The 14,774-nt window shown below is 72.2% G+C and carries 12 protein-coding genes; 5 read left to right on the top strand and 7 right to left on the bottom strand.

Going from position 1 to position 14,774, the window contains the following annotated elements:
* Positions 1-66: 66 nt before the first annotated feature.
* Entirely contained in the window at positions 67-1,551 is a 1,485-nt protein-coding gene (locus tag ACFQ6S_RS11200; RefSeq protein WP_383406286.1) for an MFS transporter, read from the bottom strand.
* Between the two features lie 85 nt (positions 1,552-1,636).
* Between ACFQ6S_RS11200 and ACFQ6S_RS11195 the strand changes: the two genes are divergently transcribed.
* Positions 1,637-2,047 carry a MarR family winged helix-turn-helix transcriptional regulator gene (locus ACFQ6S_RS11195; protein ID WP_383406283.1) on the top strand — a complete coding sequence of 137 codons (411 nt, stop codon included), beginning with the start codon at positions 1,637-1,639 and terminating at the stop codon, positions 2,045-2,047.
* An 18-nt stretch (positions 2,048-2,065) separates the two neighbouring features.
* Here the strand turns inward: ACFQ6S_RS11195 and ACFQ6S_RS11190 are convergent, their stop codons facing one another.
* The 3 genes from ACFQ6S_RS11190 to ACFQ6S_RS11180 form a co-directional block, all read right to left on the bottom strand.
* A complete protein-coding gene (locus tag ACFQ6S_RS11190; protein WP_383406280.1) occupies positions 2,066-2,806 on the bottom strand; it encodes a maleylpyruvate isomerase family mycothiol-dependent enzyme in 741 nt (246 codons plus the stop codon).
* Between the two features lie 67 nt (positions 2,807-2,873).
* Entirely contained in the window at positions 2,874-3,263 is a 390-nt protein-coding gene (locus tag ACFQ6S_RS11185) for a VOC family protein (RefSeq protein ID WP_383406277.1), read from the bottom strand.
* Between the two features lie 45 nt (positions 3,264-3,308).
* Entirely contained in the window at positions 3,309-4,481 is a 1,173-nt protein-coding gene (locus ACFQ6S_RS11180; RefSeq protein ID WP_383406274.1) for an MFS transporter, read from the bottom strand.
* Between the two features lie 210 nt (positions 4,482-4,691).
* On the opposite strand from ACFQ6S_RS11180, the gene ACFQ6S_RS11175 reads away from it, so the two are divergent.
* Positions 4,692-6,170 (top strand): glutamate-cysteine ligase family protein, encoded by a 1,479-nt coding sequence (locus ACFQ6S_RS11175; protein WP_383406271.1) that lies wholly within the window; start codon positions 4,692-4,694, stop codon positions 6,168-6,170.
* A 7-nt stretch (positions 6,171-6,177) separates the two neighbouring features.
* Here the strand turns inward: ACFQ6S_RS11175 and ACFQ6S_RS11170 are convergent, their stop codons facing one another.
* Together ACFQ6S_RS11170 and ACFQ6S_RS11165 are read right to left on the bottom strand one after the other, a co-directional pair.
* On the bottom strand, positions 6,178-7,305 hold the full coding sequence (locus tag ACFQ6S_RS11170) for a Gfo/Idh/MocA family protein (RefSeq protein ID WP_383406268.1): 1,128 nt from the start codon (positions 7,303-7,305) through the stop codon (positions 6,178-6,180).
* Positions 7,275-7,985 carry a ThuA domain-containing protein gene (locus tag ACFQ6S_RS11165; RefSeq protein ID WP_383406265.1) on the bottom strand — a complete coding sequence of 237 codons (711 nt, stop codon included), beginning with the start codon at positions 7,983-7,985 and terminating at the stop codon, positions 7,275-7,277. The genes ACFQ6S_RS11170 and ACFQ6S_RS11165 overlap by 31 nt, the downstream gene beginning before the upstream one ends.
* A 268-nt stretch (positions 7,986-8,253) precedes the next feature.
* On the opposite strand from ACFQ6S_RS11165, the gene ACFQ6S_RS11160 reads away from it, so the two are divergent.
* The 3 genes from ACFQ6S_RS11160 (at position 8,254) to lpdA (ending at position 14,042) form a co-directional block, all read left to right on the top strand.
* Entirely contained in the window at positions 8,254-11,445 is a 3,192-nt protein-coding gene (locus tag ACFQ6S_RS11160) for an amidohydrolase family protein (protein WP_383406262.1), read from the top strand.
* A 281-nt stretch (positions 11,446-11,726) separates the two neighbouring features.
* Positions 11,727-12,458, top strand: coding sequence for a hypothetical protein (locus ACFQ6S_RS11155; RefSeq protein ID WP_383406259.1), 732 nt, complete (start codon positions 11,727-11,729; stop codon positions 12,456-12,458).
* Between the two features lie 171 nt (positions 12,459-12,629).
* On the top strand, positions 12,630-14,042 hold the full coding sequence (lpdA, locus tag ACFQ6S_RS11150) for a dihydrolipoyl dehydrogenase (protein WP_383406256.1): 1,413 nt from the start codon (positions 12,630-12,632) through the stop codon (positions 14,040-14,042).
* A 4-nt stretch (positions 14,043-14,046) separates the two neighbouring features.
* Here lpdA and ACFQ6S_RS11145 read toward each other — a convergent pair whose 3' ends face one another.
* Positions 14,047-14,748 (bottom strand): CPBP family intramembrane glutamic endopeptidase, encoded by a 702-nt coding sequence (locus ACFQ6S_RS11145; protein WP_383406253.1) that lies wholly within the window; start codon positions 14,746-14,748, stop codon positions 14,047-14,049.
* Between the last annotated feature and the right edge of the window lie 26 nt (positions 14,749-14,774).

Below are 14,774 nucleotides of genomic sequence, written 5' to 3'. Positions count from 1 at the left end.
AGTCAAACAGGGGCGTGCCCGGCGAAGAAATTTCCCCCGCGGGGCACACCTGTGGGAGGGGTCCCCCTAGTCGCGGAGCGCCACACGCTCCGCCTCCGCCTCCCTCGCGGTGGACTTGGCGACCACGACGGTCCGCTGCCCGCGGCGGGTGCGCAGTCCGGTCAGGGCGATCAGCAGCCCCACGACCGCGATGCCGGTGATCACGACCAGGGCGGGCAGATAACTGTCGAGGACGGCCTGCGGGGACGCGGGCTCCGCAGGCGCGTTCGCGGTCAGGACCGCCGTCACGACGGCCAGGAAGAGCGCGCCGCCCACCTGGACCGAGGTGTTGAGCAGCCCCGAGACCATGCCCTGCTCGTGCTCGTCGACGCCGTTGGTGGCCTGGACGTTGAGCGAGGGGAAGGTCAGCGCGAAGGCCGCGCCGACCAGCAGCATGGTGGGCAGGATCACCGCCGCGTAGACCGGGTCGAGGCCGATGCGCAGGAACAGGACGTAGCCCGCGACCATCAGGGCGAAACCGATCGCGATCAGCCGTGCCGTGCCGAACCGGTCGATGATCGCCCCGACCTTCGTCGCCGACAGCGCCACGAGCGCGCCCGCCGGCAGGAAGGCCAGCGCCGTGTGCAGCGCCGACCAGCCGAGCAGCTGCTGCATGTACAGCGTGACCAGGAACTGGAAACCGATGTAGCTGCCGACGAACGTGAGCGCGCCCAACTGCGCCCGCACCTGGGCCCCGGAGCGCAGCACGCCCAGCCGGATCAGCGGGCTCGGGCTGCGCCGCTCGACGAGGACGAAGGCCGTGAGCAGGACGATGGCCACCGCGAAGGAAAGGATCGTGCGCGCCGAGCCCCAGCCCGCCTCGGGCGCCTCGACGACGGTGAACACGAGCAGCAGCATCGACGCGGTGCCGAGGATGGCGCCGGGGATGTCGTAACCGCCGTCCGTCCGTTCGCGATCGCTGCGCGGCAGCAGTTTCAGTCCCACGACCAGGGCGATCAACGCGATCGGCGCGGGCAGCAGCATCGTCAGGCGCCAACTGGCCTCGGTGAGCAGGCCGGAGAAGACGAGCCCCATCGAGTAGCCGGTGGCACCGCAGGTGGTGTAGATCGACAGCGCGCGGTTGCGCACCGGGCCCTCGGCGAAGGTCGTGGTGATGATGGACAGGCCGGCCGGTGCCGTGAAGGCCGCGGCCAGGCCCTTGATGAAGCGGCTGGCGATCAGCAGCGGGCCCGAGTCGACGAGCCCGCCGAGCAGCGAGGCGAGTGCGAACACGGCCAGAGCGACGAGGAACACCTGGCGCCGGCCCAGCAGGTCGGCGGTCCGTCCGCCGAGGAGGAGCAGCCCGCCGTAGCCCAGGATGTAGCCGCTGACGATCCACTGCAGGGTCGAGGTGGACAGGCCCAGGTCGGCGCCGATGGACGGCAGGGCGACGCCGACCATCGACACGTCCAGCGCGTCGAGGAACATCGCGGCGCACAGCACCAGCAGGGTGCCCCACAGCCGGGGGGTCCAGCGCCCTTCGGTGGTGGGGGAGTTGAGCGGAGAGGTCATGTCGAGGACAGTACATGCGCATGCATGAGATGCAAATGCATTTAATGTGGATGCAACAATCAAGGATTTCTGCTACGGTGCGCGCATGGCGGCGAAGAAGGCCGAGCAGGCGCTCGTGGACCAGTGGCGGGACATCCTGGCGCTGCACGCGCGCACACAGTGCGAACTGGACCGCGCGCTGCATCAACACGGCCTGTGCGCCAGCGACTTCGAGGTGCTGGACGTCCTGGCCCAGGGCTCGGCGCGAGGCGGCTCGGGGCGTCCGGGGCGCGGTTCGTCGTTCCGCGTGCAGGAGATCTCCGAGTGGGTGCATCTCAGCCAGAGCGCGCTGTCCCGGCTGATCGCCCGGCTGGAGAAGGACGGCCTCGTCGAGCGCTGCATGTGCGCACAGGACCGGCGCGGAGTGGTCGTGGCCCTCACCGCCAAGGGGCAGGCGCTGCACGGCGAGGTGCTGCCGGTGCAGCGGGCGGTGCTGACGAGGATGCTGACCAACTGACCGGCGTACGGCCGGAGTTCAGCTCCAGGTGACCGCGGAGTTCTCCCGCCAGAGCGTGGCGATCGACGCATCGCCGGTCACCTGCGGGAAGGGCAGCCGGTTCCAGAGCGACAGATAGAGCCGGGCCGCCGGCCCGGCGATCTCGCAGTCGGCCCTGCCGGCATCGCCTCGCTCGGCCGCGGGCGGCTCCTGCGACAGCCGTACGGTCCACACGGCATCGTCCGTGTCCAGGGCCCGTACCCGCAGCACTCGGGGCCCGGCGCTGCGGACCCGGCTGTTGCGGCGGGCGTGGAAGGCGCACAGCAACTCGTCGACGCCGTCGGCGGCGAAGCCGGGGTCGATCGCGCTCGGGGTGCCGCCACGTGCCGACTCGGCGTCGACGCGGTGCACGGTCGTCTCGTGCGCCTGTCTGCGCGCCCAGAACGCGAGGGGTGACGGGGCGGGCAGGAAGTGCCAGCACCGCAGGTCGGCGGGGGCGCCGGCCAGCGTGTCGACCAGATGGCGATGGCCCTCCCGGAACCAGGTGAGCAGCTCCGCCCCGTCGAGGTCGGGCAGGCCTTGGTCCGGGTGGTAGGAGGTGTGCCCCTCGGCCACGAACGCCGCAGCCCAACGGTGCACCATCCCCGTGTGCCGCACCAGGTCCCGCACCTGCCAGTCCGGGCAGGTCGGCACCTTGGCGTCGACCCCGGCCCGCTCGGCGGCCGCGGCCAGCAGCAGACCCTCGCGGTCCAGGGTTCGAACGAAGTCGGCTGTCTCCATGGGGTGAGTGTGCCCGACGGAGTGCCCCGGGTTCACCGGGAGACCGGAGTTCACGGCGGAACCGGGCTCACGGAGAGGTGGGAAACAGACAGAACTCGTTGCCCTCCGGGTCGGCCAGGACCCAGTGGTCCTCGTGGCGGGCTTGGACTGTCGCGCCGAGGACGGTGAGCCGGGCGATCTCGGCCTCCGGGTCGGCGGACACCAGGTCCAGGTGTACGCGGTTCTTCACGCGCTTGGGTTCCGGCACGAGTTGACACCACAGACGAGGGCCGCCGCCCCGGGACTCGACCAGCACGGTCGGGTCGTCCTCCGGTCCGGCGATGCCCTGCGCACGCAGCCGGGCCAGCTCGGTGTCGTCGTACGGGGCGACGGCGTAACCGTCGAGTGCGGCGGCCCAGAAACGGGCTGCCGCGGCCGGCCGGGCACAATCGATGACGATGTCGTGGAGTCGGGCCATCCGGTCATGATGGTGAAAGCGGACGCCACGGACAATGTGCGGAACTCAGTCGGTCCGGCCCGTGCGTCGCGTCGCGACCCCGATGAGGGTGGCGATCGCCGCCAGCAGGGCGACGCTGGTGAGGGCGACGGGCAGGGAGAACCAGTCCGCCATGAAACCGATGGCGGGCGGTCCGAGGAGCATGCCGCCGTAGCCGAAGGTGGAGGCCGTGGCGACGCCGCTCGGGCCGGCCAGGGTGCCTGCCCGTTCGACCGCGACGGGGAAGAGGTTGGCGAGGCCGAGTCCGGTCACCGCGAAGCCGAGCAGCGCGGCCCACAGGGAGGGCGCGAGCGAGCCGAGCAGCATCCCGGCCGCCGCGGTGGCGCCGCCCGCGACGACGGTACGGCCGTGACCGAGCCGTTCCAGCAGGGCCGTACCGCTGAGCCGGCCGATGGTCATGGCCAGCGCGAAGCAGGAGTAGCCGACGGCGGCCAGGCCGGGCGAGGCGTCGAGGTCCTGTTCCAGGTGCAGTGCGCCCCAGTCGGCCATGGCGCCCTCGCCGTAGGCCGTGCACAGGGCGATCAGGCCGAAGACGATCACGAGGCCGCGGGTTCTGCCGGCCAGGCGGCGCGGGGTCTCGCCCGAGACCGGTGCGGGGCGCGCGCTCGGCGGGGGCTCGTGGCGCAGCAGCGTCCGGCTCGCCACCGCCGTCACCAGCAGCCCGATGACGGCGAGGCCCGCCAGATGGCGGGTGGGGGAGAGGGCCCCGGCGACCAGCCCGCCGAGGCCCGCGCCGACCATGCCGCCCAGGCTGAAGGCCGCGTGGAAGCTGGGCATGATGGGCCGGCGCAGGGCGGTGACCAGATCCACGGCGGCGCTGTTGAAGGCGACGTTGATGCCGCCGTAGGCCGCCCCGAAGACCAGCAGGACGGCGCCGAGCGCCAGGACCGAGTGCGTGAGCGGCGGCAGGGCCACGCTCAGTGACAGCAGGACGGCGCAGACGACCGTGACCTGGTGGGCGCCGTAGCGGCGGCAGAGCCTGCCGGTCAGGGTCATGGTGAGGACGGCGCCGGCGGAGACACCGAGGAGGGCCAGGCCGAGGTCGCCGGCCGACGCGCCGGTCTGGTGCTTGATGGCGGGGATGCGGACGACCCAGCCGGCGAAGAGGAAGCCGTCCAGGGCGAAGAAGGCGGTGATGGCGATCCGAAGACGGGTGAGGTCGGTACTGGTGCCCGGCACGACGTTGTGCGAACGGGTTTTGTTTATTAGCGGCACAAACTCAGGCTAGGCGGGCGGACGGCCGACGACAAGGGGGAACGGTGGCGGGCGGAGCGCCGTCCGCTCGCCCGGCCGGGTGGGACCGCCGCTGTGCTCTGACTGTTCGGGTGCCGCCCGAGGTGCGACTCTGGGACGGAGAGGTATCCGCCGAGGGAACTCGGGAGGGCCACGATGGGACGTGATGTGCCGGCCCTGGTGTTCACGCGCGAGGATCGCCGTCGGTACCGGGAGAAGATGCACACCTGCCTCGATGTGCTCGCCCAGATGCTGCGCGAGTCGACCTTCGAGAGCGAGCGGCCCAAGGTCGGGCTGGAGATCGAGCTCAACCTGGTGGACGCCGACGGGCTGCCGGCGATGCGGAACACCGAGGTGCTCCAGGCCATCGCCGACCCCGCCTGGTCGAGCGAGCTGGGCCGTTTCAACCTGGAGATCAACATCCCGCCCCGTGAACTGACGAGCGGCGGTCCCGGAGCGTGGGAGCAGGCGATCCGTGACGCGCTCAACCATGCCGAGGACCGTGCCTCCGCCGTGGGCGCACACCTGATCATGATCGGCATCCTGCCGACCCTGGGGGAGACGGACGTGGGCGAGTCCGCCCTGTCCGGCGATCCCCGCTACCGGCTGCTCAACGAGCAGATCTTCGCGGCCAGGGGCGAGGACCTGCGGATCACGGTGGACGGCGTGGAACGCCTGTCGACGTACGCCGACACGATCACCCCCGAGGCCGCCTGTACCAGCACCCAGTACCACCTCCAGGTCTCGCCGCGGGAGTTCGCGGCCTACTGGAACGCGGCCCAGGCGGTCACGGGCGTGCAGATCGCGCTCGCGGCGAACTCGCCGTACCTCTTCGGCAAGGAGCTCTGGCGCGAGACCCGTATCCCGCTGTTCGAGCAGGCCACCGACACCCGCCCGGTGGAGATCAAGGCCCAGGGCGTACGGCCGCGGGTGTGGTTCGGAGAGCGCTGGATCACCAGCGTCTTCGATCTGTTCGAGGAGAACGTGCGCTACTTCCCGGCCCTCCTTCCGCTGTGCGACGACGAGGACCCGCAGGCGACGCACGACCGTGGCGAGGCCCCGGAGCTGGGCGAACTGACCCTGCACAACGGCACGATCTACCGCTGGAACCGCCCCGTCTACGCCGTCACCGACAGCGGCCCGCACCTGCGCATCGAGAACCGGGTCTTGCCCGCCGGCCCCACCGTGTCCGACACCATCGCCAACGGCGCCTTCTACTACGGCCTCACCCGCGCCCTGGTCGACGAGGACCGGCCCGTGTGGACGCGGATGTCCTTCTCGGTCGCCGAGGAGAACCTCCACACCGCCGCCCGCGACGGCATCGACGCCCGTCTGTACTGGCCCGGCATGGGCGAAGTGCCGGTCACGGAACTGGTGTTGCGGCGCCTGCTGCCACTGGCCCACCGGGGCCTCGAACTGGCCGGCATGGACGCGGCCTGGCGCGAACCCCTGCTGGGCATCATCGAGCAGCGCTGCGTCACCGCCCGCAACGGTGCCCTGTGGCAGGCGGAGACGGTCCACCAGCTGGAGAAGGCGGGCGCCGCCGACCGACGGGAGGCGCTGCGGCGGATGACCACGATGTACATGGACTACATGCACCTGAACGCGGCCGCGCACACCTGGCCGGTGGACTGACCTCCGGTCAGGGGGAGTCGGCCGGGCGGGACTTCTCTCCCCGCCACTCCTCGGCGGCCGTCAGCGGCACGGGTGCGGGCGGTTCCGCCGACGTCGTCAGCTCGATGCGGCGCCCCTCGGCCGCCGAGCGGAGCAGGGCGGTCATCGTCTCCAGTACGTGCAGGGCGAGTGCACCGCTCGCGCGGGGTGCCCGCCGCTCGCCTGCGGTGACGAAGTCCAGCAGCCCGACGCCCCGGGCGCCGTCGGCGTACCCCGCCGATATCGGCAGCGTGCGCCAGTCGGTGCCGCCGAGTGCGAAGATGCGCACCTCGCCGTCGAAGCGGTTGGGATCGGGGACCGCGAGGGTGCCCGTCTCGCCGTGCACCTCGATGGGCGCGGCCGTCGTCGCCACACCGTCGAAGCTCGTCGTGAGCGTCGTGAGGGTCCCGCCGGCGTGCTCCAGTACACCGGTGACATGCGTGTCCACCTCGACCGGGATCCGCTCGCCCGCGCGCGGCCCGGAACCGATGACGCGCTCGGCGCGAGGCCGGCCGCCCGCCCCGGTCACGGCACGCACCGGACCCAGCAGATGCACCAGGGACGCGAGATAGTACGGCCCCATGTCCAGCAGCGGGCCACCCCCGGCGGTGTAGTAGAAGTCGGGCTGGGGATGCCAGCGCTCGTGCCCCGGCGTCACCATCACGGCCGACGCGGACTGCGGGCGTCCGATGCCCCCCGCCGCCACGGCCGCACGTGCCGTCTGGATGCCGGTGCCCAGCACCGTGTCCGGTGCGCACCCCACACCGACGCCCGCTCTCGCCGCGGCCTCCATCACGGCCTGGGCGCCGACGAGTTCGGCGGCCAGCGGCTTCTCCCCGTAGACGTTCTTCCCGTGGCCGATGGCGCCGAGCGCGATCTCGGCGTGGGCCGCCGGGACGGTCAGGTTGAGCACCGTGTCCACGTCCGGGCTGCTCAGCAGCTCCGCCACGGACAGCGCCTCGACGCCGGGCAGTTCGGCGGCGACCGAGGCCGACCGGGCGGCGTCGAGGTCGGCGACCGCGGTGACGCGCACGGCGGGATGCCCGACGAGCGTGTCCAGGTACACGCGGGAGATGACGCCCAGCCCTACGACGCCGATGCGGTGCGCGTCGCCCACAGCATTCCCCTCTCGATGACGGTGCGGACGGCGGGGTGTTCCAGTACGTCGAGGCTGTGCCCGGGAGTCGTCACCACGACGCGGCCGGCGCCCCACTGCCGGGTCCAGACGGCCGGCGAGGTGACCGGCCGGTGCCAGGGATGCCACGCCCGGGTGGGATGGGTCGTGGTGGCCAGGACGTCGATCAGGTCGTCGTGGAGCACCCAGTACTGCTCGGTGTGCAGCTCGAAGTCCTCCACGCCGGCCGTGACCGGGTGTTCACGGCCGAGGTCCGTGATGCCGACGGTGTGCGGCAGATAGTTGTCCTCCTGAACTCCCCGGCGCTCGCAGGGCTCCTTGCCCGGGTGGGTGGCGAACTGCCCGCCCACCAGATGGAGATAGTCGCAGGAGGCCCGGAACGAGTCCGCGATGCCGCCGTGCCAGCCGGTGAGGCCGGTGCCGGCGACGACCGCCGCGCTCAGCCCGGCCAGCTGGTCGGCGCTGATCTGCGACATCGTGACGCACTGCACCACGAGATCGGTGCCGGCCATCGCGGTCGCGTCGGCGTAGACGTCGGTGGACTCCTCGATCCGGACGGCGTATCCGTTGTCGCGCAGGAAGGGCAGGAACAGCTCCGTGGCCCGGACCGGCTGATGCCCCTCCCAACCGCCTCGGACCACCAGGGCATTCTTCCGCGTCATCTCATCCCTTCGGGGGGCGTGAAACCGCCCCATCGCACATCGGCACCTCACTATGTGCCAGGGGACGGCGTCCCGGAAAGAGTCGCGGAAAGACGCGAAACTTTCGTGGTCGGAGGGGTGTTGCCGAAGCCACCGCGTGGATTGCCCGGTCGGAGCGAGGAACGGCCGAGAAACGCCGAGACGGGGCCCGTGACCGGGTCCCGACCCGTACGTTGCCACCAGTGGTCTCTCCCGTCCGATCCGCCAACTCCGCACACTGGGAGCTCCCTTGGACACCGAAGACACCGCCGGCGCCCTCCGTTTCAGCTCGCTCTCCCGCCGCAGATTCCTCCAGGCCACCGCCACGGCCACCGCGCTCGCCGGCGTCGGTACGCCCGTGGCGTCCGCCGCCTCCGGCACGACCACCACCGTGTCCTTCAGCGCCGCCACGGGCGGCTCCGCGACCCTCGCGCCGACCGGTGACCGGCTGGTCGCCGAGGTCCAGAACGTGCTCTGGTCCATCCCGCGCAAGGGCGGTACCGCCGTCCCGCTCACCCCGCCCGGCCTCGAACCCACCCGCCCGCAGTTCTCGCCCGACGGCGGCCGACTCGTCGTCTGCGCCTACCGCGACGGCGGCTTCCACCTCTGGACGCTGCGGCCCGACGGCTCCGATCTGCGGCAGCTCACCGACGGCCCGTGGGACGACCGGGGTCCGGCCTGGTCGCCGGACGGCACCCGGATCGCGTTCGCCTCCGAACGCGGCGGCGACACCGTGACCGGCGCCCCGTACCGCATCTGGGTCGTGGAGGTGCGCACCGGCGCGCTGACCCGGCTCACCGGGCGCCCGGACCAACAAGGCCCCGGGCAGGATGCCCGTTGGGAGGACTTCGACCCGGCGTGGTCGTCCGACGGCGAGCGGGTGCTCTTCGTACGGGCCGGTGTCACCGCCACGGGCAGCCTCCGCGCGAACACCGTCGCGTCCGTCGCCGCCGACGGCTCGGGCCCGGTCACCACCGAGCACACCGACGACTCCGGCGCCCAGCTCATGACCCCCGCCGTCTCGCCCACCGGGCGCCTGGCCCACCTGCGCACCACCGCCTCACCCGCGGCCTCCTGCACCCTGGTCGTGGACGGCGAGCCGGTCGCCGTGCGGGGCGACCTCCTCCCCGCGCCGCCCCGCTGGACGGACGCCGAGCGCCTGCTCCTCACGGTCGACGGGCACTTCCGTCTGGTCGACCCGGACACGCCGGGCGACGGCGAGGAGATCCCGTTCACCGCCACGCTGCCCGTGGACCGGCCCCGCTACCGCGGCAAGGCGTACGACTTCGAGGGCTCCGGCACCCGTTCCGTCCGCGCGCTGCATCTGCCCGCCCTGTCACCGGACGGCCGTACCGTCGTCTTCGCCGCGCTCAACGCGCTGTGGACCGCGGAGACCACGGGCGGCCGCGCGCCCCGCAAGGTTCTTCAAGTCCCCTCCACCCGCTATGTGCTGGCCCCCACCTGGACGCCGGACGGTACGGGCCTGGTGTACGCCGACGACCGCGACGGACTGTTCGCCGTACGACGCCGCGACCTCGGCTCCGGCGAGGAGAGCGTGCTCGCCGAGGGCGGCCGTGTCTTCCCCGCGCTCTCGCCCGACGGGACACGGCTGGCCTGCCTCGACATGTCCGGCAACCTCGTGGTGCGCGACCTGCCCGACGGCGCCGAACGGATCCTCGCCGCGCCCCTCGGCTCGGGCGGGCTGCCCGGCCGCCCCAGCTGGTCGCCCGACGGCCGGTACGTGGCCCTGTGCGACCGCAACCGCCTCAACCAGCGCTTCCGGGAGGGCTACAACCTCATCCGTGTCCTCGACACGGCCACCGGGACCGCGGCCCTGCACGCCCTCGCCCCGCACACCTCGCTCTCCGACCGCTATGACTCCGGCCCCGTCTGGTCCCCGGACGGCCGCTGGATGGCGGTGGTCGCCGAGTCGGCGCTGTGGCTGCTGCCGGTCCGCTCCGACGGCACTCCGGACGGCGAGCCACGCCGGCTCACCACCGAGGCCGCCGACCACCCGTCCTGGTCCGCCGACGCCCGCACCCTGCTCTACCTGTCCGCAGGCGCTCTGCGTTTGGTCGACATCGGCAGCGGCAGGACCCGTACCGTCCGCGTCCCGCTCGACTACCGCAGACCGCGCCCTGCCGACACGATCGTGCACGCGGGCCGCCTCTGGGACGGCACCGGCCCGACGGTCCGCGAGGACATCGATGTCGTCCTCCGCGACGGCCGGATCGCCGAGGTGTCCCCGCACCGCGGCGGCCGCCCCGCCGCACGCCGCGTCGACGCGAGCGAGCGCACCGTGATCCCGGGCCTGTGGGACGCGCACACCCACCCGTGGCAGAGCACGTACGGCGGCCGGCAGACCGCGCTCCAACTCGCGTACGGCATCACGACGGCCGTCTCGCTGGGCGGCTTCGCCTACGAGCAGGCCCGCATCCGGGAGGCGGTCGCCGCCGGAGTCCTCGCCGGGCCCCGGCTGCTCGCCACCGGTGAACTGCTCGACGGGGCGCGGGTCGCCTACAGCATGGGCCGCGCCCACCGCACCCGCGAGGGACTTCGCCGCTCGCTGGCGCGCGGGGAGGCGCTGGACTGGGACTTCGTGAAGACGTACGTACGCGCCCCGGGCTGGGTGATGAAGGAGGCCGCGGACTTCGGGCACCGTCGGCTCGGTGTGCGCAGCGGCAGCCATCTGTGCAGTCCGGGGGTACAGCTCGGCCAGGACCTGACCACCCATTTGCAGGCCACGCAGCGGCTGGAGTTCGGACACGCGACCTCCGCGACCGGGCGCTCCTACGGGGACGTCGAGGAGATCTACACCGCCACCGACTTCCATCTCGTGGCGACCCCGTTCACGGCCATCGCCCTCCTCGGCGCCGACCCCGCGCTCGCGGACGACCCACGGGTCACCGCGCTCATGCCGCCGTGGGACACCGCACTCGTCCGCGAAGGGGCCGGCCGGCCGCCCACCCAGGCCCAACTGGCCACGCTGGGCCGCGAGATGGACGTCTACCGGCGGATCCTCGCCGGCGGCGGTCTCGTCGCGCTCGGCACCGACCAGCCGATCGTCCCGGTCGGCCTGCATCTGCACCTGGCCCTGCGTGCCCTCCATCGGGCCGGCCTGTCACCGGCCGAAGTGCTGCGCACCGCGACCCTGCTGCCCGCGCGGATCTTCGGCGCGGACGCCGATCTGGGCACGGTGCAGGAGGGCAAGCTCGGCGATCTCACCGTCGTGGACGGCGACCCGTTCAGTGACTTCGACGCACTGATCCGCACGGTGGCGGTCCTGCGGGGCGGCGTGCTCTTCGACCGCGCGGACCTTCTCGACGCCTTCACACTTTCCGACGTGCGGCGGGACGGCACACCGCCGACCGCGTCGGCCGAGGAGTGGCTGGAGGTGAGCCGCCATATGCGACGCGAGGGATGCTGCGATCCGGGGCTCTGAGCGGGGCACGGTTCACACACACCTTGTGAGACATCTGCGCAGGAGTATCACTCAGGCTGCACACAGCCCGTCGAAAGGCTCGTTAGCGTTCTGGCCGTTCGATCACGAACACCCATGTGACCAGGCCGCGGCCGAACAGGGCCAATGGCGCAGTCAACCCAGAAAGACCGCAGATGGACTATTGCTCCTCGTGCCGTCGGCACCTCAACGGGGCCCTCGTGTGCCCCGGGTGCGGCGCCTACGCCCCGGACATCGCTCCCTCCGCGGTAGGGCGTCCCATCGTGTCGGCCGCGCCCGGTCCGGCACCGCGGACCCCCGCCGTCGACACGTGGTACGACGGCTACTTCCGTGACGAGCCCGGGCCGCAGGCGGGCCCGGACGAGACCGCGCCGCTTGCTCCGTCCGAGGACGTGGACGGCGTGCCGGCCGCCCCGCAGGGCCGGGCGGCGCGGCGTCGGCAGCGCGCCCGCTGGAAGAAGAACCAGCGCCGGGCCGTGGTCGCGACGGCCGTCGCCCTGGTCGGCGGCGGCCTGACCGTCTCGGCGTTCAACCAGCAGTCCGGCGACAAGGCCCAGGCGGCCACCGCACCGGAACGCCCGAACGTGGGCCTGCCGGAGCAGCAGGAGACCGAGCTCACCCGCCCGGCGTCCACCCCGCCGGACACCCGCGAGGCCGGGCGCACCGACACCCCGACATCGCATCCGACCCCGACGAACGCCGCCCGGGAGTCCGTCAGCCAGCCGCGCACCACGCGGCAGTTCACCCGACCGGACGTCGCCTCCACTCCGCGTCCCACGGCGACCACGGTCCCGCAGACGCAGACCGTCTCCCCGGCGCCCGGAGGACAGAACTCCGGCGGCGGCAACGGTGGCGAGCAGGCCGAGCAGCAGACGCCGGCCCCGGCGCCGACCGACGGCGCGGACTCCGGAGCGTCCCCGGCGCCGACGAGCCCGGCCCCGGAGGAGACCACGCCGGCGCAGCTGTGCGTGCTCAACCTCGTCTGCCTCGGCTGACAACGCCGAGAACCGGCCGGAGCTGCGCGGTACGCGCCGCCTGAGATCGTCGTCACCCTCCCGCATCGCCACACAACCTCGTGGATGCGGTCATGCTGGAAGAAGCCGGACCGCGTCCCACGACGAGGTCCGGCACCGGCAGAGCAGGACGTACTCGGGAAGGAACTCTCCATGGTCGAGCAGGACGAGCGCTTCGACGTCGTGGTCCTCGGCGCGGGCCCCGGCGGCTACGTCGCCGCCATCCGCGCCGCCCAGCTGGGCAAGCGCGTGGCGGTCGTGGAGGAGAAGTACTGGGGCGGCATCTGTCTGAACGTGGGCTGCATCCCCAGCAAGGCACTGCTGCGCAACGCCGAACTGGCGCACATCTTCACCCGCGAGGCGAAGACCTTCGGCATCCAGGTGGACGGACAGGTCTCCTTCGACTACGGCGAGGCGTTCCGCCGCAGCCGCAAGGTCGCCGACGGCCGCGTCAAGGGCGTCCACTACCTGATGAAGAAGAACAAGATCACCGAGATCGACGGCCGCGGCACCTTCCTCGACCCGCACACCCTCCAGGTGGCCGGCTATGACGGCGACACCCGCACCATCGGCTTCGACCACTGCATCGTCGCCACCGGCGCCACACCCAGACTGCTCCCCGGCACCCGGCGCAGCGCGCGCGTGGTGACCTTCGAGGAGCAGATCCTGGCCGAGGAACTGCCGCGCTCGATCATCATCGCGGGCGCCGGCGCGATCGGCGTCGAGTTCGCCTACGTGCTGCACAACTACGGCGTGAAGGTCACCATCGTCGAGTTCCTGGACCGCATGACCCCGCTGGAGGACGCCGAGGTCTCCGCCGAACTCGCCAAGCAGTACCGGCGCCTGGGCATCGACGTGCTCACCTCGACCCGGGTGGACACCGTCGACGAGTCCGGCGAGCAGGTGCGCGTCACCGTCACCGGGAAGGACGGCGCCCAGCAGGTGCTGGAGGCCGACAAGGTGCTCCAGGCGATCGGCTTCCAGCCGAACATCGAGGGCTACGGCCTGGACAAGACCGGCGTGAGCGTGACCGAACGCGGTGCGATCGACATCGACGGCCGCGGCCGTACGTCCGTCCCGCACATCTTCGCCATCGGCGATGTGACGGCGAAGCTGATGCTCGCGCACGCAGCCGAGGCGATGGGCATCGTCGCCGCCGAGACCATCGCGGACGCCGAGACGATGGAGCTGGACTATGTGATGATCCCGCGGGCCACCTACTGCCAGCCGCAGATCGCCAGCTTCGGCTGGACCGAGGCCCAGGCCCGCGAGCGGGGCTTCGACGTGCAGGTGGCGAAGTTCCCCTTCACCGCCAACGGCAAATCCCATGGCCTCGGCGACGCGACCGGCTTCGTGAAGCTGATCAGCGACGCCAAGTACGGCGAACTCCTCGGCGGCCACCTCATCGGCCCGGACGTCACCGAGCTGCTGCCCGAGCTGACCCTGGCCCAGCAATGGGATCTCACGGTCCACGAGGTCGCCCGCAACGTCCACGCGCACCCGACCCTGGGCGAGGCGGTCAAGGAGGCTGTGCACGGCCTCGCCGGACACATGATCAACTTCTGACCGTTCAGCCGTCGAGCCACCAGCGGGCCGCCCCCCAGGCAAACGCGTAACCGAAGCCGTTGACCGCCCAGTGCAGGGTCATCGGCGCCAGCAGGCTGCCGGAGCGGCGGCGCAGCTCGCACAGGACGACCCCGGCCAGGGCCGTGACGACGATCGCCGCGGCCACGGTCGGTGCCACGCCGGCCGGCCCGTCGCCGAAGAGGGAGCCGAGCGCGGCGTTGGAGCGGTTGATGCCGCGCGAGGGCATCAGATGCCACAGCCCGAACAAGGCCGACGACACGCCGGTGGCCCACGCCGTGCCGTGCCGCCGCCGGATCATGGCCCACAGCACCCCGCGGAAAGCGGTCTCCTCCAGCAGTACGGTCCCGAAGGGCACCCGCACCAGCGCTCCCGACAGCATCCCCGGCAGGGACAGGTCCACCGCCCTGGAGTCCCGGAACGCCTCCCGCCCGGCCGGAACGGCGAGGAGGACGAGCAGGACCAGCAGGACGATCGCCACCAGGAAGGGCGCCCACCGCAGCCCCCGCCGCAGCGCCGCCTCGTCGAGCCCCAGGTCGGCCGCGGTGAGACCGTCCCAGCGGGCGATCATCAGCAGTACGGCCGTCGCGGTCACGCAGATGACCACGTACATGGCGGGGCTCCGCGCGAGCCAGTTGTTCAGCAGGTTCGCGGCGGCGAGCACGGCGACAGCACAGGTGATCCGCATCCGGGTTCCAGCATCCCCCGGCCGCG

Origin of the sequence: Streptomyces sp. NPDC056479, assembly GCF_042795335.1 — a bacterium.
In the GTDB taxonomy this organism is placed as follows: domain Bacteria; phylum Actinomycetota; class Actinomycetes; order Streptomycetales; family Streptomycetaceae; genus Streptomyces.
The sequence above is the reverse complement of the archived record's forward strand: the minus strand, read 5'-3'. Positions and strand labels throughout refer to the sequence as shown.